16 protein-coding genes are annotated in these 20,574 nt (G+C 63.2%); 3 read left to right on the top strand and 13 right to left on the bottom strand.

Annotation, left to right across the window (positions count from 1 at the left end; genetic code table 11):
* Positions 1 to 7 precede the first annotated feature (7 nt).
* The 7 genes from ACGYK2_RS14365 to ACGYK2_RS14335 all read right to left on the bottom strand — a co-directional run bounded on the left by ACGYK2_RS14365 (position 8) and on the right by ACGYK2_RS14335 (position 8,249).
* On the bottom strand, positions 8 to 316 hold the full coding sequence (locus ACGYK2_RS14365) for a 4a-hydroxytetrahydrobiopterin dehydratase (protein ID WP_209218515.1): 309 nt from the start codon (positions 314 to 316) through the stop codon (positions 8 to 10).
* Entirely contained in the window at positions 313 to 1,500 is a 1,188-nt protein-coding gene (locus ACGYK2_RS14360) for a GNAT family N-acetyltransferase (RefSeq protein ID WP_394374323.1), read from the bottom strand. Before ACGYK2_RS14360 ends, ACGYK2_RS14365 begins: the two co-directional genes overlap by 4 nt.
* 48 nt (positions 1,501 to 1,548) lie before the next feature.
* Positions 1,549 to 2,304: a glycerophosphodiester phosphodiesterase family protein gene (locus tag ACGYK2_RS14355; RefSeq protein ID WP_271688795.1), complete on the bottom strand. Its 756-nt coding sequence runs from the start codon at positions 2,302 to 2,304 to the stop codon at positions 1,549 to 1,551.
* Positions 2,301 to 2,759, bottom strand: coding sequence for a RidA family protein (locus tag ACGYK2_RS14350; protein WP_271688794.1), 459 nt, complete (start codon positions 2,757 to 2,759; stop codon positions 2,301 to 2,303). The genes ACGYK2_RS14355 and ACGYK2_RS14350 overlap by 4 nt, the downstream gene beginning before the upstream one ends.
* Before the next feature lie 84 nt (positions 2,760 to 2,843).
* Positions 2,844 to 4,154, bottom strand: a complete 1,311-nt coding sequence (locus tag ACGYK2_RS14345) for an HlyD family type I secretion periplasmic adaptor subunit (protein ID WP_271688793.1) — start codon at positions 4,152 to 4,154, stop codon at positions 2,844 to 2,846.
* A complete protein-coding gene (locus ACGYK2_RS14340; RefSeq protein WP_271688792.1) occupies positions 4,151 to 5,887 on the bottom strand; it encodes a type I secretion system permease/ATPase in 1,737 nt (578 codons plus the stop codon). The genes ACGYK2_RS14345 and ACGYK2_RS14340 overlap by 4 nt, the downstream gene beginning before the upstream one ends.
* A 112-nt stretch (positions 5,888 to 5,999) precedes the next feature.
* Positions 6,000 to 8,249 (bottom strand): transglycosylase domain-containing protein, encoded by a 2,250-nt coding sequence (locus ACGYK2_RS14335; RefSeq protein WP_271688791.1) that lies wholly within the window; start codon positions 8,247 to 8,249, stop codon positions 6,000 to 6,002.
* Between the two features lie 271 nt (positions 8,250 to 8,520).
* Between ACGYK2_RS14335 and ACGYK2_RS14330 the strand changes: the two genes are divergently transcribed.
* The gene (locus tag ACGYK2_RS14330; RefSeq protein WP_271688790.1) at positions 8,521 to 9,828 is read left to right on the top strand and encodes an ammonium transporter; all 1,308 of its coding nucleotides are present in this window, start codon (positions 8,521 to 8,523) and stop codon (positions 9,826 to 9,828) included.
* A gap of 59 nt (positions 9,829 to 9,887) precedes the next feature.
* Here the strand turns inward: ACGYK2_RS14330 and ACGYK2_RS14325 are convergent, their stop codons facing one another.
* The 5 genes from ACGYK2_RS14325 to ACGYK2_RS14305 form a co-directional block, all read right to left on the bottom strand.
* Positions 9,888 to 11,612, bottom strand: a complete 1,725-nt coding sequence (locus ACGYK2_RS14325) for a histidine kinase N-terminal 7TM domain-containing protein (RefSeq protein ID WP_276154389.1) — start codon at positions 11,610 to 11,612, stop codon at positions 9,888 to 9,890.
* Between the two features lie 191 nt (positions 11,613 to 11,803).
* Positions 11,804 to 12,985, bottom strand: coding sequence for an amino acid aminotransferase (locus ACGYK2_RS14320; protein WP_067266822.1), 1,182 nt, complete (start codon positions 12,983 to 12,985; stop codon positions 11,804 to 11,806).
* Positions 12,986 to 13,018: 33 nt separating this feature from the next.
* Positions 13,019 to 13,873, bottom strand: a complete 855-nt coding sequence (gene sseA, locus ACGYK2_RS14315) for a 3-mercaptopyruvate sulfurtransferase (RefSeq protein ID WP_067266820.1) — start codon at positions 13,871 to 13,873, stop codon at positions 13,019 to 13,021.
* A gap of 320 nt (positions 13,874 to 14,193) precedes the next feature.
* A complete protein-coding gene (gene smpB / locus ACGYK2_RS14310; RefSeq protein WP_209218524.1) occupies positions 14,194 to 14,682 on the bottom strand; it encodes an SsrA-binding protein SmpB in 489 nt (162 codons plus the stop codon).
* 47 nt (positions 14,683 to 14,729) lie between these two features.
* The gene (locus tag ACGYK2_RS14305) at positions 14,730 to 15,548 is read right to left on the bottom strand and encodes a sulfotransferase family protein (RefSeq protein ID WP_209218525.1); all 819 of its coding nucleotides are present in this window, start codon (positions 15,546 to 15,548) and stop codon (positions 14,730 to 14,732) included.
* 170 nt (positions 15,549 to 15,718) lie between these two features.
* Here ACGYK2_RS14305 and ACGYK2_RS14300 point away from each other — a divergent pair, with 170 nt between their 5' ends.
* Positions 15,719 to 17,296 (top strand): DUF5928 domain-containing protein, encoded by a 1,578-nt coding sequence (locus tag ACGYK2_RS14300; RefSeq protein WP_271688788.1) that lies wholly within the window; start codon positions 15,719 to 15,721, stop codon positions 17,294 to 17,296.
* Positions 17,297 to 17,396: 100 nt separating this feature from the next.
* Positions 17,397 to 17,909 carry a PepSY domain-containing protein gene (locus ACGYK2_RS14295; RefSeq protein ID WP_271688787.1) on the top strand — a complete coding sequence of 171 codons (513 nt, stop codon included), beginning with the start codon at positions 17,397 to 17,399 and terminating at the stop codon, positions 17,907 to 17,909.
* Positions 17,910 to 18,021: 112 nt separating this feature from the next.
* Here ACGYK2_RS14295 and ACGYK2_RS14290 read toward each other — a convergent pair whose 3' ends face one another.
* Positions 18,022 to 20,529, bottom strand: a complete 2,508-nt coding sequence (locus tag ACGYK2_RS14290) for a cation:proton antiporter (protein ID WP_271688786.1) — start codon at positions 20,527 to 20,529, stop codon at positions 18,022 to 18,024.
* Positions 20,530 to 20,574: the final 45 nt, after the last annotated feature.

Genomic DNA, 20,574 nt, shown 5'->3' with positions numbered 1-20,574 from the left:
CTCTCCGTCAGTCTTTGCCGGCCCCAAAGAGACCATCCATCTTACGCGCCAGCTTCGCGTCGAGCGAGCTGAGCCCATCCACATCATGGGTGATCAACGTTACCTCCACCCGGTTGTAAACGTTGCTCCATTCCGGATGGTGATTCCATTTTTCCGCCCAGATTGCTACCCTTGTCATCCAGCCAATGGCATCCACGAAATCACTGAACTTGAAGGTCTTGTGGATCGCATCCCGGCCTTCCACCATCTCCCAGCCCGTGTTGAACAGCGGCTGAAGGAGGGTCTTGCGGGTTTCGATACTCAATCTTTCGGTCATTCTTGTTCCTCGATCGTCTTCTTTTTGAAAGGTCCGTAGTCGGTCAGCACGCTGATCTCTTCGTCCACGGCGTCGCGTTCGGCCTGCAAATACTCCCCCACGGCGGCGGCAAAGCCCGGGTCGCGCATCCAATGCAGCGACCATGTGGGCGAAGGCAGATAGCCCCGCGCGAGCTTGTGCTCGCCCTGCGCGCCCGCCTCGACACGGGCAAGCCCATGGGCAATGGCGAAATCCATGGCGCGATAATAGCACAGTTCGAAATGCAAAAAGGGGTGGTGTTCGGTGCAGCCCCAGTAGCGGCCAAAGAGCGTCTCGCGCCCGATGAAGTTGAGCGCCCCGGCCACCCAACGCCCGTCACGTTCGGCCAGCACCAATGCGATATCGTCGCGCAGATTTTCCTGCGCATGGTCAAAGAATTCCCGCGTGAGATAGGGTGAGCCCCATTTCCGCGCGCCGGTGTCTTGGTAGAACTGCCAGAAGGCATCCCAATGTTCCGGCTCGATCTGGTCGCCGGTGAAGGTATGGATCTTGCCGCCGAAGTCCTGCGCCTGCGCGCGTTCCTTGCGGATGTTCTTGCGCTTGCGCGAGGACAGGCTGGCGAGGAACCCGTCGAAATCCGCATAGTCGCGTTTGTGCCAATGGAACTGCTGGCTCTTGCGGCTCATCAAGCCGAGTTCTTCGGCCCGCGCGACTTCGCCCTCGGTGCAAAAGGTCACATGCAGCGACGACAGCGCGTTGTTGTCGGTCAACTGCACCGCGCCTTGAACCAGCGCGGCGGTGCCCGCCTCTTCGAACCCGGGCCGCATCAGAAAACGCCGCCCGGTGGCGGGGGTATGCGGCACCGCGATCTGAAGTTTCGGGTAATAGCGCCCGCCCGCGCGCTCATAGGCATGGGCCCAGTTGTGATCGAAGATATATTCGCCTTGGCTGTGGGATTTGGCATACATCGGCGCGACGGCGATCACTTGGCCTGCGATCCGCGCCACCAGATACTGCGGCTGCCAACCGGTGCCGGGGCCGACCGAGCCGCTGCACTCAAGCGCCGAAAGGAAGCGATAGGTGGTGAAAGGGTCGCGCGGACGGCCCCCATCCGCGGCCTCGGGACAGGCGCAGGCGTCCCAATCCTCTTGGCCGATCTGCGCCAATTCCGGCACCACGGTAATCTCGATTTCCTGCGCGTTCATCTGAGCCTTGCCTGCCTTGCGTCCTATGTGTGGCCTCGGCCTCGCAGATCAAGGGCGCGGCAGATAATCCTCAAAGGTCACGTTCTGCGCCACCTGACGCGCGATCTCTTCCTCCGCTTGACTGCGGATCGTCCAGCAGAGCACCGCCGCCCCTTCTGCTTTCAGTTCCGCCACGCGGGGGCGGTTCAGATCGTCCGCCTCATGGCTGATGAAACAGGATCCGCTGTCGGCGTAATCGGGAATTTCGCGCAGCCGGTCACAGGTCGCTTCGGGCAGCGGCCATTCATCGGGGCGATAGGCGCTGGTGGTCAGGCCGCGCGGCACCTCGGGCAAAAGCCGGGCCAGCGCGCGCACCGAATGCGGGTTGAAGGACATGACCGCCAGATCACCCCGGTAGCGGCCAAGCAGTTCCGCCGCGGCGGCCTCAAGCGCACCGACATCCGGCCCCATGGCACCGTCCTGATCCTTGAACTCCACCAAGAGCGGCACGCGCCCGGCAACGAGGTCGAGGATGTCCTCAAGCGTCGGAATCCCCTCATCACCACCCTTCAGCGGGATCGTGGCAAGGGCACTTGCGTCGCGCAGCCGAACCGCGCCCTGCTCTTCCGTCAGCCGCTCCAACCCGTAATCGTGGAACACCATCGGCTTGCCATCGGCGCTGAGTTGCAGGTCGATCTCGATGCCTAGCCCCGCATCGACAGCCGCGCACACGGCGGCGCGGCTGTTTTCGGGCCGTCCGGCGGCAAGGTCATGCAGCGCGCGATGCGCCAGCGGAATGTTCAAAAAGGCGGCAGGAAGGGTCATTCGATCTCAAAGATGCCTTCGATTTCGACGGCGACACCCAGCGGCAGCGACGCGGCAGAGACCGCCGAGCGGGCGTGACGGCCCGCATCGCCCAACGCCTCGACCATGAAATCGGAGGCGCCGTTGATCACCTTGGGCTGGTCGGTGAAATCGGCGGTGGAGTTCACGAAGCCGGTCAATTTCACCACACGCTTGAGCCGGTCCAGATCGCCATCACAGGCGGCGCGGACCTGCGCCAGAAGGCTCAGCGCACAGCTGCGCGCGGCGGCGGCACCGGCGTCGACATCCATATCAGCGCCCAAACGCCCGGTGATCAACCCATCCGGCCCGTTGGAGATCTGGCCCGAGACATAGACGGTATTGCCGGTGACCACGAAGGGCACGTAGTTCGCGGCGGGTGCGGGCGCGTCGGGCAGGGTGATGCCGAGTTCGGCAAGGCGGGCGGTCAGGGACATGACGGGCTTCCTTTGGTTGCGGTTCTGGGCGGACGCTAACCGCCCGCCGCGCCAAGGGAAAGCCCCTTTGCCACCTGCCCCGCCTCAGCTTTCGCGGAAGGCGCGGGCGAAATAGTCGGCCATCGGTTTCAGCAAATAGGCCATGGGAGAGCGCTCCCCGGTGCGGATAAAGGCCTCGACCGGCATGCCGGGGAGGAGAATGGTGCCCTCCTCCAGCTTATCCGTCTCACCGGGGTTCAGCGCGATCTCGGCCCGGTAATAGCTCTGACCGGTGGCGTCATCCTCGATGGAGTCGGCAGAGACCTGAAGGACCTTGCCCACCAGTTCCGGCGTGGTGCGCTGGTTCAGCGCCGAAAGACGCAGGTTCACCTCTTGGCCCACGGCGACCTGATCAATGTGAATGGTCTGCACCTGCGAGGCGATGATCAGCGGACGGTCCTGCGGGACGAGATACATCAGCGGCTCCGCCGCGCGGACGACGGAACGCGGGGTTTGCACCTGCATGCCATAGATCACCCCCGACACCGGCGCGCGGATATCAAGGCGGTCGATCTCGGCCCTAAGCGCGCGGCGCTGCTCGGCCATCTCCAACTCACGGTAGCGTAGATCGCGCAGTTGAGTGATCGCCTCTTCCCGCCCGGCGGAGCGCAGTTTGAGCCGTTCGATGTCGATCTCTGTCACCCGCTCTTGCGACTGCGCCTTTTGCGCCGACAGCTCTCCGATCTGGCCGCGCAGGCGGGCCTGTTCGCGCATGAGGGTCAGCACGGCGGAGGCCTGCGTCAGGCCCCGGTCCAGCAGCGATTGCTGGTTGGCCAATTCCTCTTCGATCAACTCCAACTGCCGCGAAAGCGCGGCCTCCTGCGCGTCGACCCCGCGGATTTGCGCGTTGATCTGCGCCCGGCGTTTGCCCAATTGCTCAAGCTCTTGCGCCACGCTGACGCGGCGCGCGTCAAAGAGGTTGCGCTGCCCGTCCACCAATTCCTGCACGTCAGGGTTCGTCGCCCCGGCGGTCAGCAACTCTTCGTCAAATGTGACCGTCTCGACCTCATCGCGCTGCGCTTCGAGCCGCCCACGCCGAGCCATAAGCTCGTAAAGCTGCCCCTCGACGATGGCCAATTGCGAGGTCAACTGCTCCGCATCCAGCCGCAGCAGCACATCCCCGGCAGCGACGCTGTCGCCCTCATCCACAAGGATGTCGGCCACGACACCGCCGGTCTCATGCTGGACGATCTGCCGGTTGCGGTCGACTTCGATCCGGCCCGAGGCCACGACCGCCCCGGCGATTTGGCTGGTCACCGCCCATGTGCCGAAACCGCCGAAGAGCAGGAGCAGCCCGATGAACCCAAGGATCAGGGGCCGCCTCGCCGACCAGCGCTTGTCCTCGCGGGCGTTCATACCACGCCTCCCGAGCGCGCGGGCGCTTTCTGAATCTCGCGGTGGTTTTGCACCATCCCGGCCAGCACCTCATCCTTGGGGCCAAAGGCTTTGCGCATGCCGTTATCCAGCACCAGCAGCGTGTCGCATTCCTGAATGGCCGCCGGACGATGCGCCATGATCAGCACGGACCGCCCGCTGGCCTTCATCTGTCGGATCGCGTGGTTCAGCGCCTGAGAGCCGGTATTGTCGAGGTTCGAGTTCGGCTCATCCAGCACAACGATCACCGGGTCATCATAAAGCGCACGCGCCAGCCCGATCCGCTGCATCTGCCCGCCTGAAAGCCGCACCTGCCCCGCGCGGATGGGCGTGTCATAGCCTTGCGGGAATTCGAGAATCATCTCATGGGCCGCCGCCATCTTGGCCGCCTTGACCACTTTGGCGTCGTCAGGATTGGGGGAGAGGCGGGCGATATTTTCGGCAATGGTGCCGTCGAACAACTGAACGCGCTGCGGCAGATATCCGATATGCCGCCCCAAGGTCTCGCTCCCGTAATGCTCCAGCGCGGCCCCGTCGAGGCGGATAGACCCGCCCGCAGGCGGCCAAACCCCGGTGAGCGTGCGGGCCAAGGTCGATTTCCCCGCCCCCGAGGGGCCGATCACGCCAACCGCCTGCCCCGGCTCAACGGTGAAGTTGATCGACTTGAGCGCCGCCTGTTTCTCACCCGGCGCCACGACGGTCAGCGCTTTTGCGGCGAGTTTTGCCTTAGGCTGTGGTAGGGCAGTGCGCGCGGGCTCCTCCCCCACCGCCCCCAGAAGCTGCGCCAAATTGGCCCAACCGGCCCGGCCCCGCTGCACGACCGGCCATTGGTTCAACGCCAGTTCCACCGGCGCCAGCGCCCGGCCCAAGAGGATCGAGCCTGCGATCATCGCGCCCGGCGTCATCTGGTTTTTCAAGACCAGCCAAGCGCCGAGGCCCAGCATGGCGGATTGCAGAAACAGCCGCAGCGTCTTGGTCATCGCGGTAAAGGTGCCGCCCACGTCGGTCGATTTCACCTGCTGCGCCAGCGTCTGCCCCCGGGCCTGCTGCCAGCGGGTAAAGGCGGCATCGCGCATCCCCATGGCCTGCACCATCTCGGCCTCGACCCTGATCTGGCCCGACATGGCATCCGCCGCCTGCCCCGAGATGCCAGCCCGGGCTTGGCTTTCGCGCGACAGCATTTGATTGGCCACCGCGATTGCCACCAGCACGGCGGCACCGCCCAAGGCCAGCCAGCCCAACATCGGGTGGAACAGAAAGATCGCGGCAAAGAAGATCGGCGTCCATGGCGCGTCAAAGGCGGCCATCAGCACCGGGGAGGTCATGAGGCGCTGCACGGCTTCGAGATCGGCAAGGCCCGCGTTGGTTTTCACATCCGGGGCCACGGCGGATTTGCGCACCACCGCGTCGAACACCCGCCGGTCGAGATCGGATTGAAACCGCGCCCCCACCCGCGCCATGATCCGACCGCGCGTGTAATCCAAAAGCCCCATCACCGCATAGAGAAAGACGACGAGAACCGAGAGGGCGATCAGCGTTTCCTCTGACCCTGAGCCGAGCACGCGGTCATAGACCTGCAACATATAGAGCGGGCCGGTGAGCATGAGCATATTGGCAAAAAGGCTGAACAAGGCCACCGCCCAATAAAGCCCGCGGCTGCGCCTGCGCACGCGACGCAGCTCGGACAGCCCCCTGTTCACCACATCGCTTTGCATCAAACCCCTTCAACGCTGCCCGCCACGCGCGCAGCACCTTCCCGCCTTTGGGGAATTGATACTGAGTTTAACAACCCAATGCTATTGATTTTTCGGCCCGCCCCCGACCGCCTCAGCGGTCGAGGAAGTTCGGCGCGGGCGCGCTGGCCCCGCTGCCGCTGCTGCCGCCGCCAAAGATATCGCGCAGAACCCTGTCGATCACATTGTCCGCGCCGCCGCCTTGGTTGCCACCGCCTTGGGGTTGCGGCTGTGGCTGCGGTTCGGGCTGTGCCTCGCTCAGGTTGCTGGGCGGGGCGGGCGCCTGCATCGGTAACTCCTTGAGGGGCATCCCCTCATGCACGCGGCTCATGGTTTCGCGCCAGATCTCTGCGGGCAGGCCCCCGCCCGTGACCCCGGTGAGCGGCGTGTTGTCGTCATAGCCCATCCAGACCCCGGCCACATAATCCGCCGAGAAGCCCACGAACCAGGCATCTTTGTTGGCCGAGGTGGTGCCGGTCTTGCCCGCCAATTGCCGCCCGCCAAACTTGGCGCGCTGGCCGGTCCCTTCAGAGATCACCTTTTCCATCATATAGACCAACTGGCGTGCGGCATCTTCTTGGATCACACGTTCGTTGATGCCGCCGCCGGTGCCCATCAGCGGCTCCGTCTCGCCCAGAAGGCGCAGGTCGACCAACCCATAGGGCGTCACCGATGAGCCGCCGTTGAGGATACCGGCATAGGCGCCGGTCATTTCAAGCAGGGTGCTCTCTGATGCGCCAAGCGCCAGCGCCGGACCAGCGGCCAGATCGCTTTTGATGCCGAACTGCGTGGCGACCGAACTCACCGTTTCGCGGCCCACGCTTTCCGAGACTTTCACCGCCGGAATGTTCAGCGAGCTTTTCAGCGCCTCGGTCAGGGTCACCGGCCCCTTGAAACTCTTGGTGTAGTTCTTGGGGCACCATTGTCCCGAGCCGGGTATGTTCAGGCAATAGGGCTCATCCACGATGATGTCATCGGGCGAATAGCCCAGATCGAGCGCCGCGGCATAGATGAAGGGTTTGAAGGCCGAGCCGGTCTGACGCATCGCCTGCGTGGCGCGATTGAAGGCGCCCGCGACCTTGGTCTTGCGCCCGCCCACAAGCGCACGCACCGCGCCATCAGAAGACATCACCACGATCGCCGCCTGCGCCTTGGAGCCTTCGCGGACCTTATTCTCGAACACCCATTTCAAACCTTCCTCGGCTGCGCGCTGGATGCGCTGATCGAGGGTGGTCTTGATGATCACATCTTCGGTGGTGTTGCGGGTAAAGAATTCGGGCCCCGAGGACATGACCCAGTCGGCGAAATAACCGCCCGCCTCGGCCTCTGCCGCCTCGGACAGTTGCGCGGGGTTGGCGATGGCCTCATCAGCCTCGGCGGCAGAGAGATAGCCCTGCTCTTCCATCAGGCGGATCACCGTGGCGGCGCGGCTTTGCGACCGGTCCAGATTGTTGGTGGGCGAAAGCGTCGTGGGCGCGGTCAAAAGACCGGCCAGCATCGCGCCTTCGGCGGGCGAGAGGGCCGCTGCGGGCTTGCCGAAGAACCGCTGCGCCGCGGCCTCCGCCCCAAAGGCACCGCCGCCCATATAGGCGCGGTTAAGGTAGATCGAGAGGATGTCGTTCTTGGTGTATTTCAACTCCATCGCGATGGCAAAGAGCGCTTCCTTGGCCTTGCGACCCAAGGACGAACGACGGCATTCCGCCTCATATTCCTTTTCCGTCATGCCGCTGCTGGGGTCATAGGGCTCGCCCAGACAAAGCAGTTTGGCTGTCTGCTGGGTGATGGTCGAACCGCCGTGGCCGGAAAGCGGCCCGCGCCCCTCGCTCAGGTTGATGCGCACAGCCGAGGCGATGCCCCGCGGGCTGACGCCCAGATGGCGATAGAATCGCTTATCCTCGGTGGCGATGACCGCGTTTCTCAGATGTCTAGAGACCGATTCCGCTGAAACCACGCCGCCGAACTGATCGCCGCGCCATGCAAAGACCTCTCCCTCACGGTCAAGCATAGTGACAGACCCGCGCGCGCGGCCATCCAACAACGCTTCGAGGGGCGGGATCGTGGTGTAGATATAGCCAACGGCCAAGGCGAGGACGAGGAAGACCACAAGGCTCACCCGCCATGTGATGGTCCAGATCAGCCGCCAAATCCAACGGGCCACCCCCGCAAAAAAGCCAAGGATACCGCCGCGCCGGGGGCGTTTGGGACGGGCGGCTTTGCGGCGGGCGGGCGCGGCCTTGCGCGTGGCCGGTTTGCCCCGCGCTGCGGTCTTGGCCTTGGGTTTGGCCTTCCCGGGATACCGCTTGTCGGCCACCAAAGGGCGTTTGCGCTTGTTCTTGTCGGTCATAATATCGCCTGCTCGGCCCTATTTTTCGCCACTTTAGCCTGACTGCAGCGGTTTGTTTAGCGCTGCAAGGTCCAATCGTCGTCAAATGTCTGATTAATTTATAGGCAGATTCCAGCCTGCGCCCGCTTTTTAGGCGGCACTGCCACGCAATGGCGCAAGTATGGCAGGCAAACCTGTCCAAGAGCGCCCGATATCCGGTTTTCTCATGCTGCACGGGCAGCCGCCCGCTTCGGTAAGCACGCATTCGGACCCGCAGACAGGAAACGACCATATGAAACCCATCTTAATACTTCCCCTCGCAGCGGCGGTCAGCGCCCTGCCCGGGCTGGCGCTGGCACAGGACGCGGAATACGCGACGCTGGCGGATACGACCTTCATCTTCAACACCCTGCTTTTCCTGATCGGCGGTTTCCTCGTCTTCTGGATGGCGGCGGGTTTCGCCATGCTGGAAGCGGGGCTGGTGCGTTCCAAGAACGTCACCACGCAGCTGACCAAGAACATGGGCCTCTTTGCGCTTGCCGCGGTCATGTATTGGCTGGTGGGCTACAACATCATGTATCCCGGTGACGGCAATTGGATCATGGAAGGCGTCTTTGGCACCTTCGCGACCAAGGATATCAAGACCGAGATCGACGCAGGCGGCTATTCCAACGCCTCCGACTTCTTCTTTCAGCTGATGTTCTGCGCCACCACCGCCTCCATCGTGTCGGGTGCACTGGCCGAGCGGATCAAGCTGTGGCCCTTCCTGATCTTCGTGGTCGTGCTGACCGGCTTCATCTACCCGATCGAAGCGTCCTGGCAGTGGGGCGGCGGTTTCCTTTCCGCCATGGGCTTCAGCGACTTCGCCGGCTCGACCCTCGTGCACGCCGCTGGTGGCTTTGCCGCCCTCGCCGGGGCCATCGTCCTGGGGCCGCGTTTGGGTAAATACGGCAAGGATGGCCGCGTTGTGCCGATGCCGGGTTCCAACCTTGCCCTCGCCACTTTGGGCACGTTCATCCTGTGGATGGGCTGGTTCGGCTTTAACGGTGCGTCGCAGCTTGCCATGGGCACCATCGAAGACGTGGACGCCGTGGCGCAGATCTTTGCAAACACCAACATGGCCGCTGCTGCCGGTGCCGTCGCCGCGCTGATCCTGACGCAGGTGATGTACAAGAAAGTCGACCTGACCATGGTGCTGAACGGCGCGCTGGCCGGTCTCGTCTCGATCACTGCAGGGCCGCTTGACCCGACGCTGTTTGGTGCGCTTTGGATCGGTGCCGTGGGCGGTGTCATCGTGGTGCTGACCGTGCCGATGCTCGACAAGTTCAAGATCGACGATGTGGTCGGCGCGATCCCGGTTCACCTGATCGCCGGTTTCTGGGGCACGCTGGTCGTGCCGGTCTATACCGAAGGCACATCCTTCGTCACACAGATCATCGGCTTCGCCGCGGTTGGCCTCTTTGTCTTCATCGTCAGCTTCGTCGTCTGGCTGATCCTTAAAACCGCCGGTGGCATCCGTGTCAGCGAAGAGGCCGAGATCACCGGTCTGGACATGTCCGAACTGGGCATGGAAGCCTACCCCGAGTTCGCCAAGGGCTAAGCCCCGGCGACATCGCCAAACAATCGACCGCCCGGCCCGCAATGGCCGGGCGGTTTGCGTTAGGCCACTAGAGGTAAAGAAATGGTAAAGGTCGTGCCGACACCCGGGGCGCTGACATAGCGGATGCTGCCGCCGTGTCGGTCCAGAATCTGCCGGGTGATATGCATCCCCAGACCGCTGCCATAGGCGACCTTGGTGTCGGAGCCATCGACCTGCGAAAAGGGCGCAAAGACCTGCTCTTCCGCGCCCGGCGGGATGCCACAGCCGCTGTCGCTGACCTGCACATGCGCCATGCCTTCGGACTGCTGAAGGCTAACCTCCACCTGCCCGCCCGGGGCAGAGAATTTCACCGCGTTCGACAGCACGTTGCCAAAGACCTGCCCCAACCGCTCTGCATCGGCTTGGACCGTCAGCACCGCCTCGGGCATCTCGCAACGGAAGCGTATATCCTTCTCCGGTTGCAGGCTCTCCGCCCGGACCACGGCCTTTTGCACCAGCGGGGCGAGAGCGGCAGGCTGCAGGTCGATGCTGAACTCGGCACTGCTGAGGCTTTGGGTGTCGATCAGATCATTGACCAAGGTCGTCAGCGTCTCGGAGCTACCTGCGGCCTTTGCCAGCAGACGCGCCTTTTGCGCATCGCTCACCTTGGCCCCGCCCTGCGACAACAGGCCAAGCGCGCCGTTAATGACCGTCAGCGGGGTGCGCAGCTCATGGCTGACCGTGGCGAGGAACTGCGCCTGCATCTGCTCGGCGGCGATGGCCTTTTCGGCGGCGATCTTTTGCACGGTCACATCCAAAAGCGCCACGGCCCAGCCCACCTGTTTTTGCCCCGCCCCCAGAGAAATCGCATGGGCGCGCACGGCGAAATGGCGGTGACCCAGTTGGATATCGGTCACATCGGGTAGGCCGCCATGGGCCGCGAGATAGCGGATGATCGGCCCCAACTCCCCAAAGGCGCTCAGCGGGGCCTCGGGATCGGCCTCCCGGCGCAAGAGGTCGGCGGCGGCTGGATTGGTCTCAATCGCAGCGCCGCTCGGGTCGACCACGAAAACCGGATCGGTGCTGTTGTAGAACAACAGCTCGCGCGCGATTGCGTTCACGTCGATCCAGCGATTATCGGCCACCAGCCAGACCACCAGCGTCAGCGAAAGCGCGAATGAGAAAGGCGTCGGATCGGTATTGAACAGGGTGATGCCGCCCAAGATATAGGCCAGATTGGCCACCATGGGGATCAGCGTCGCGGCAAAAAGCTTGAGGAAAAAGCTGCGCACTGCGGGGTTGGCCGAACGCACCGCCCGCCCCGCCACGACCGCCGCCGCCATGATGACCATGTAAAGATAGGTGATCGCGATGAAGAACAGCGGGCCGTGGTCGGATTGGACATAGGCCCCCTCTGCGCTCAGCAACCACTTGGTTTCGGGGCCATAGAATGTCTCATGCCAGCCGCTCGTCACCGCGGCGAGGGTGATCAGCGCAGGCGCAAGCCCCGCGCAAAGCGGCACGAGCCATCGCGGCACCTTGGCCCCAAGCGCATATTCATAGAGGAAAAAAGCCCAGAAGGTCGGCAGCAGCACAAAGCCGATCCACGCCCAACGGCTGACCCCAAAGGCGCAGGCGGCAGAGGTGGCGGAAAGCTCGACCCCGACCGACAGAAGCCAGAGGTCCATGGCCAGAATGGCCAGCAAAAACCAATGTTTACCGGGTAGGCTGCTGTGCCCACGCACCCAATAGCCCAACACGGTGACAAGCGTGGCTGTCACGATCACCAGCTCTACCGCTGGCAAGCTCACATCCAAGCGGATGCACTGTAAGAATGATTCTAAAATTGGCCCGACCCTGAGTTTTCACTCAAGCTATCCAAACATGCCATTTCGACCAAGTTTTGATTAAAAGAGGCCAGAATAGAGGCATAGGGCGATTGTTCCGCAACAATCGAAGGCTGACCGGGCCGCGACATGCGCGGCCCGGAGCGCGATTAGATACCGACGTCGATGATCGCACGGGCGAGGATCGGCACGCTGTTTTGATTCAGCCCGGCAATGTTCATACGGCTGTCGCCGACCATATAGATGCCATGTTTCTCACGCAGCGCGTCGACCTTATCCGGCGTGGTGCCAAGCCGCGAGAACATGCCCCGGTGCTGGGCGAGGAAGCCAAAGCGGTCCGACCCGGAAAGTTTCTGCAACTCACCCGCCAGTTGCTCACGCAGACCCAGCATGGCGTTGCGAACATCCTCAAGCTCGGCCATCCAATCGGCCTTGAGCTCATCATCGGTCAGGATGGTCGACACGATCCGCGCGCCGTGATCGGGCGGGAAGCTGTAGTTCTGGCGGTTGAGGAAGGCCAAAGTGGCTTGGTTCAGCCCCTGCGCCGCCTCGGCGGCCACCAGCATCAGAATGCCGGTCCGTTCGCGGTAGATGCCGAAGTTCTTAGAGCAGCTTGCCGCGATCAGGCATTCCGGCACCGAGGCGGCCACTTTGCGCGTCGCAGCGGCATCCGCCTCCAACCCGTCGCCAAAGCCCTGATAGGCGATGTCGATCATCGGCACGGCGCCGGTGCTTTGCAGCACTTCGATCACCGCGTCCCACTCCGCGCTGTTGAGGTTCGCGCCCGTGGGGTTGTGGCAGCAGCCGTGCAGCAGGACCACATCGCCTTTCTTGGCGGTCTTGAGGTCTTCGATCATGCCGTCGAAGTTCACGCCGCCGGTCGCGCTGTCGAAATAGCGGTAGTTCACCACTTCCATGCCCAGATAGGACAGGATCGACAGGTGGTTCGGCCATGTCGGATCAGAAACGAAAACGCGCGCTTCGGGGTTGGCCATACGCACCAGTTCAAAGGCCTGACGCACGGCACCGGTGCCACCGGGGGTGGCGGCAGCGGCAATCGCGCCGCGCGGCACGGCATCGCCCAGAACGAGCGCAGCCATCGCATTGGTATAGGTCGGATCGCCAGCCAGACCGGTGTAGACCTTGGTGTCTTGGTTTTCCCAGATGCGCTGCTCCGCGGCTTTGACGGCGCGCATCACCGGGGTGTTGCCGCTGGCGTCTTTGTAGACACCGACGCCGAGGTCGATCTTCGTGTCGCGCGGGTCTTCGCGGTAGGCCTGTACAAGGGCGAGGATCTTATCGGCGGGTTGCGCCTTGAGCGTCTCGAACATTGGGTTCTCCGGTTGGAAGGTAACGGTAAAGGATTAAGCCGCGCCAGTGGCCACGGGCACGGTGGGGAACATTCCCCATTCCGCCCATGAGCCATCGTAGAGCGACCATTTGCGGTGGCCCAGCCGCTCCAGCGCCAGCGCCAGCACGGCGGCGGTGATGCCCGAGCCGCAGGAGGTGATGACGGGTTTCGACAGGTCCACGCCCGCCGCCTCGAAAATGGCGCGGGTCTCTTCGGGGGTTTTCATCGTCTTGTCGTCGTTGAGCAATTCGGTGAAGGGCACGTTACGCGCGCCGGGAATATGGCCTGCGCGCAGCCCCTCGCGCGGTTCAGGCGCATCGCCGCGGAAACGTGCTGCGGCACGGGCGTCGACGATCTGCGGATCGCCGAGTTTGGAGGCATGGGCCACCTGTGTCACATCGCGCACCAATTGGTTCTGGAAGCGCACGGTCATATGGCGGTCGCGCGGCACGGGGGGCATGTCTTCGGTCTCGCGCCCCTCGGCCTGCCATTTCGGCAACCCGCCATCCAGAACGGCGACATTTTCCTGCCCCATCAGGCGGAACAGCCACCAGACCCGCGCGGCGGACATCAGCCCCGCGCCGTCATAGACCACCACCTGATGCCCGTCACCCACGCCCATGGCGCGCAGCCGCGACATGAATTTCTCGATCGGCGGGGCCATATGCGGCAGGTCCGAACGCGCGTCCGAGATATCGTCGATGTCGAAAAAGCGCGCGCCGGGGATGTGCGCGGCGTCATACTCCGCCTTCGGATCGCGCCCGGCGTCGGGCAGATACCACGAGGCATCAAGGATGCGCAGGTCCGGGTCTTTCAGATGCTGAGCCAACCAATCGGTTGAAACCAATGTCTTGGGATCGTCGGCCATGGGGGCCTCCTTCGTCGCGGGCGTTGCCCATGCCTATAACCGGCGGGGGATGCTGGCAAGTGGAAGGGGGGCGGTGAGGCGTGCTGAGGACCATCGCCTGCCCGCGGGTGGGCGATGTGACGGTGCCACATGCCACTTTATGGTTCAGCTTCGATGTGCGCTCACGAGGTCACGCCCAGCCTCGCCAAATCGCCTACCCGGTCGCACCAAAGGTGCGCCTAGTATAATCTGGCACGCCTTTGGCGAGACGGGCGGGCAGGCGATGGCCCGGCGCCTGCGGCTTCATTCCGGGCCGGTGGTAATCTCGGTCGAAGCGAAACCTACCCGTGATCTTTCAGCAACCGCTGCTTCTGCCGCGACCAATCGCGCTTGGCCGCCGTCTCGCGCTTGTCATGCAGCTTCTTACCCTTGGCCACGCCGATCTTGATCTTCGCCATGCCGCGATGGTTGAAATACATCACCAAGGGCACCAGCGTCATGCCCTTGCGCTGCGTCGCGTTCCACAGATCGGCCAATTCCTTGCGGCTGACCAGCAGTTTGCGCCGGCGCCGTTCTTCATGCTGAAAGGTCTTGGCCTGCTTGTAGGGCGCCACATAGGAGTTCACCAACCACAGTTCGCCATCCTCTACGGCAGCGTAACTCTCGGCAATATTCGCCCCGCCTTCGCGTAGGGATTTCACCTCGGATCCCTCAAGGATAATACCGCATTCGATGTCTTCTTCGATCGCGTAATCAAACCGCGCGCGGCGGTTTTCGGCGATCACCTTGTAATTCGGATCGGATTTGGAACTGGATTTGACCTGTGACATGCCAAAGCATGTAGAGCGCCCCCCGCCCCGGTGCAAGATGCTGCCGCTCAGTCACCGAGTTTGGCGTGCACCTCATCCAAATCGATCTCCCCCAGGGGGTGCTTATTGCCGGGGTTGTCAAAGTCATATTTGAACAGATCGAAGTCGCGTTTGTAGATCTCGCGCATCAGATGCATCGACAGATCGTCAAAGTAATCCTCGACCGGATGCGCCCGCTTGGGCCCATGGCCCTCACTCTCGTTAAAGCGCGGGATCGCCGCCAGATCGACAGGGTGCGGCGTGTCCACGGCATCAAGCACCTGCTGCATCCCATCGTTGAACCGCTCGGTCCAGAAGATCTGGTCGTAGGTGCCGCCATTGACGATAAAGGTGCTGACATGGCCCGAGACCGCCGACCAATGAATGTCCGGGTCCATTGGCCGCCGCCAACGAATGGTATCGCGGGCAAACAGCAGGAACCGCCGGAAGCTCGCGATCTGGTCGAACTCCTCCTTGCCGTCCTCACCGCCCACGTCGATCCCGTATTTCTGCACCAGCAGCGGCACCAGATTGCCGCGATAGCGCCGCCCGTTGCGCTGAATGCCGCAAATCTTGTCAAAGAAAGACGACAGGATTCGCGTGTAAGGGTTGCGCACGCAGGTAAAGGCATAGGACTTGCGCGCCGTCACATTCTCGGTGATCGGCCCCTGCGACCCATCCAAGGCCCATTTATGAATGCCTGATTTGGCATCATGGATGTCGCCGTCAAAAAATTCGCCATGATCGGAATAATACATGATCTGGCCGATGGTCGAACAGGCGCATTTTGGCACCACGCGGTACACCATGCTCTCACTTTCCGTCATCCATGTTCCGGGAAAACCCATGCGCGTCCTGCCTCCTGCTGGCGCTGGCTGTTTTAAGCAACAGTCAGACCTCGGTGCAAAAAAGCAAAGAAATGCTGTTTATTCAATCGGTCTTCAGGATTAACTAGAAAGGTGATCCACGACAAAAGGCCGATGCAAGCGGGCCGCGACAAGGACATTCGGTATCCTGCATGGCGAAAATTGCCTATATCCTGCTGTGCCACAAGGATCCGGAGGCCATCATCCGGCAAGCCGAGCGGCTGACCGCCGTGGGCGATTACATGGCGATCCATTTCGACGCCTCCGCCAGCGCCGAAGACTACGCCCAGGTCACCGCGGCCCTGCGCGACAACCCCAACGTCGCCTTCCCGCGCAAACGCATCCGCTGCGGCTGGGGCGAATGGTCACTGGTGCAAGCCACGCTCGACACGCTTACCGCCGCGATGGAAGCCTTCCCGCGCGCCACGCATTTCTACCTGCTCTCTGGCGATTGCATGGCGATCAAATCCGCCGAATACGCGCATCGGTTCCTCGATGAGAATGACACCGACTTCATCGAAAGCGTGGATTACTTCGAAAGCGATTGGATCAAGACCGGCTGGAAAGAAGAGCGGCTGATCTATCGCCATTGGTTCAACGAACGCACACAACGCAAACGCTTCTACGCAATGTTCGAGGCGCAAAAGCGTCTCGGCCTGACCCGCAAGATCCCTGCCGACCTTCAGGTGCAGATCGGCAGCCAATGGTGGTGCCTGCGCCGCCGCACCGTGGAGGCGCTGATGGCATTCAGCCACGAACGCCCCGATGTCATCCGCTTTTTCCGCAGCACTTGGATCCCAGATGAGACCTTCTTTCAAACCCTCGTGCGCCACCTCGTCCCCGAAGGTGAAATCGCCAACCGCAGCCTGACCTTTCTGCTGTTTTCCGACTACGGCATGCCGGTCACCTTCTACAATGACCACTATGACCTGCTGCTCGGCCAGAACCACCTCTTCGCCCGCAAAATCAGCCCCGAGGCACTGGACCTCAAACGCCGCCTCGGCCTGCTCTATGCCGCCCAAGGGGTGCCTTTCCAGATCAGCGACGAAGGCCGCAACCTGTTCGAATTCCTCACCGCGCGGGGCCGCATTGGCCGCCGCTTCGCCCCCCGCTTTTGGGAGAGGGAATCCAGCCTTGGCCGCGAACGTGAACTGCTGATCATCATCGCCAAGAAATGGCATGTGGCAAAACGGCTCGTGGGACGGATACGCCAGCAAACCGGCCTCCCGGCGGTGGATTTCCTCTTCAACGAAGAAGACACCCCTCTGCCCGACCTCGGCGGCATTCAAACCACGCTGGAAAAACGCACCCGCCACCGCCGCGCCCTGATGCGGATGCTCTACGACTACTACGACAGCACGCGGCTGATCGTCTGCATCGACACGTCGAACCTTGACCTGCTGCGCGATTTCGCCTCGGACCGCGCGCAGGTGCGCATGCTCGAAGTCGAATGCAAACTGACCGACGCCTATCTCAGCGGCCACGCCCGGCGCATCGGCCTGAGCGGCGCGCAAACATCGCAAGAAAACCTGTCCCGCCTGCTCCCTACGATCCGCGGGAACATGCTGCATGAGGTCGACCAAATCCGCGATGCCCAATTCGCAAACTACAGCCGCCTCTCCGAATACGCCAACCCCGAAACCAACGCCGCAGCCCTCGCCCACTTCCTCAAGCTGACCGAAGGCGAGGCCCGCGCGATCGTCCAGCCCGCAGGCCTCTTCGCAGATTAGCGCCGCCCGCCCCTACCGTCCGGAACAGCCCCCCGCGCCAAGCGTTGAACCAAGAACGCCGCCACGCGGCCCGACGCACCACAACGCAAGAGGTTTTTCCATGACACATAAGCTCACCGCCCTCGCCACATCGCTCCTGCTCGCCCCCGCAGCCCTCTTCGCGCAAGAGACTGCCCCCAAGGCTGAGCGCATCAGCATGTCCCAAGCCATCAAATCCGCGCAAAGCAGCATCGACGGCGGCGTGCTGGAAGCCGAAATCGAAACCGAAGGCGACGCGCTGGTCTATGAGATCGACCTCGTCCGCCGCGAATCCGTGTACGAAGTCACCGTCAATGCCGCCACCGGCGATGTGATGAAGCAGTCCGAAGAGCAACTCACAAGCTTCCTCAGCGGCCTCTTCCAAGAGGACGAGTTGCGCGTCGCTGGCACGGCCCGCGAAGTGCTGATGACCGCGCTGACCGAGCTGGAAGGCCAAGACGGCACACGGATCGAGGAAGTCTCGCTCGACGATGAAGATGACCGCATGGTTTATGAAGTCGAACTGACCGACGCCACCGGCGAACGCGAACTACTGATCGACGCCACCACCGGCGAAATCACCCCCGACGACTAACCCCAGCCAAAGGTGCGGCCGCCTCTACCGGCCGCACCCCCCTATCTTCATCCTTTCTCAAATACCCTGCACAACACCGCCCCAAACGCCCCCCAACGTTTGACGCGCCGAGCTACCCCCGCCCGCCCGAGATCAGATCCACCGGATCGATCCCGCGCTTCTCCGCACTGGCACGCACCGCCTCGCGCAGGGCCGCGCTTCGTTCCAGCAGGCGCCGGAACCGGTCCTCGTCCAGAACCAAAAGCGTGGTCGGCGCGATGGCGCGCACATCCACCCGGCGGACGCGGTTCGTCAGGATGGCCATTTGGCCAAACATCTCCCCCCGCCCCAAACGCCAAGTCTGACCCGCGCTTTCCAATTCGACAGCGCCTGAGGCGATGAAAAACACGCTGCGCGCGGGGCTTTCCTTGCGCAAAACCACGTCGCCGATATCGACATAGCGGGTCTTGAGCGCCCGGCTCAGCCGTTTGAGCGCGCCCTCCTCCAGATCCGCAAACAGCGGAAACTGCTCGATGAAAGCCCCGCGCCGCACTGCAAGGTCAAGGCCCGGCCGCCCCTCTGCCGCGGTGCGCCGGGTCGCCAGTTCCTGCATCAAGGCGGTATAGACCTCGGCCCCAAACAGACCGTCTTCGCGCATCAATGTATATTCGCGCTCTTCCAAACGCAGTGCCGTGCGGCGGATGAAACGCCGTTCCAACTCCTCAGCATAGCCGGGATACTGCAAGCGCAGCCCCTCCAGCGCGGTTTCAATCCCTTCGATGCGGCGCGCCAACAGGTCGTGCAGCAATTCGGCCACCCGCCGCCCATGGATCCGGCGAATGCGGCCATCGATAAAAGTGCCCAGATCCCGCAGGATCAACCGTTGCGACAGCAGCATTTCAAAGCGGTCCGCCGTCATCCGCGCCAGCGGCCCCGACACGCCGTAGCGCCCGTGCAGCACTGCCGCCGCGCGAAAAGTGCGCCCATAGGCCACGCTGCGCCGCGCCGCGCGTTGATAGCCGCTGCGCCCTTGGGTTCGCGCCCCTTCGATTAGCCGGTCCGCATCCGAGAGCACCAGATCGGCCATCCGGGCCGAGATCGTCCGCTCGCGCACCCGCGCAAGGATCGTGTCACGCTCATGCCCCGCCAACGCGATCAGCCCAAGCGCGATGCGGTCGCGGTCGAGGATATCGGTCGCCTCCTCCGCGGTCTTGACCGCTGTCTCAAGCCGCTCGCCAAACCGTTTCGCCTCAGAGCGGACGATGTCGCGGTTCAGGTCGTAATTCTCGGTCGTTTGGGCCACGTCCTCGCGCACGGTCTGCAGGGCCACGGCGATGACCTGCCGCGACAGGGCGTGGTCGATGGGCGAGAGTTGATCCAGCCCCAGCCGCCCGATGATCCAGCGCAGCGTCGTACCCTGGGCCAGCAGGGTGAAGAGCGTGAAGCCGGTGGCCAGAATACCCACGATCCGCTGAATGTCATCCGGCACCCGCACGCTTTCCGTCACCGCCAGCGCCAGCGCCAAGGTGACCGCCCCGCGCAAGCCGCCCCAGAGGATCGCCACCCGGTAGGGCCGCTCGACCGCGGGCGAAAGCTTCGCCGCCGTCAACAGGGGCAGCAGGCCGAAAAGGATCACCGCGCGGGCGAAAATGGCGGCCACCACGACCACGGCGATGAGAAAGAAATCCTCCAGCCGGACTTCCTCAAGCAGCCGCGGGATCAGCAGGGCGGCGAGGATAAAGATCAGCGCCCCCGCCCAATGGGCCAGCACGTCCCAAAGCTCGCGCAGGTTGGTCAACGCCTGCGGCGGCAGCCGCCCCGGCGCGGTGAGGTTCAGCGTCAGCCCCGCCGCCACCACGGCAATCACCCCCGACGCGCCGACGCTTTGCTCGGCCACGATATAGGCCAGATAGGGCAGCGCGACCGAGATCGACTGTTGCGCCAATTCATGCCGCGCAAACAGCGCCATGACCCAAACCGCGATCCGCGCGCCCAGCCAGCCCACCAGCGCCCCGCCTGCGATCAGCATCGGGAATTGCGCAAGCGCGCTGCCCAGTTCCGGGTCGGGAATGCCCAGCATGACATAGCCCATGAACAGACCGAAAAGCGCGATGGCAGCGGCGTCGTTCAGCAGGCTCTCGCCCTCAATGATCCGCGCCAGCCGCCGCGGGGCCGAGATCGACCGAAAGATCGAGACCACCGCCGAGGGGTCCGTGGTCGAGACGATGGCCCCGATCAGCAGACAGGCCGCCAGCGGGATCGCACTGACCCAGAACAACGCGTAGCCAATGCTGACCGTCGCCACCACCACGGCCACGACCGCCAACACCAGAATGGGCACCCAGTCGTCGACCATGCGGCGCAGGTTCATCCCCAGTGTCGCCTGAAACAGCAGCGTCGGCAGGAAGACATAGAGGAAGACGTTCGACCGGATCGGCAGCCCCAGAATGGCCGCCGCCACCGGGTTCAACGCATCCGTCAGATCAGTGCGCAGGAAAAAGATCGCCGAAGCCCCGATGAGGATGCCGACGACCGCCAAGATCACGCTGAACGGCAGTCGCAATCGCGCGGCCAAGGGCTCGGCCAAGCCGATGACGACAAAGAGCGACGCGATGACCGTGGTGACGAGGATGATGTCCATATAGGATGGAATACCAGAATTTAGCTGAATGCAGGGCGTTTCTTG

Origin of the sequence: Sulfitobacter sp. 1A10359 (assembly GCF_043558145.1) — a bacterium.
Classification (GTDB): domain Bacteria; phylum Pseudomonadota; class Alphaproteobacteria; order Rhodobacterales; family Rhodobacteraceae; genus Sulfitobacter; species Sulfitobacter faviae.
The sequence above is the reverse complement of the archived record's forward strand: the minus strand, read 5'-3'. Positions and strand labels throughout refer to the sequence as shown.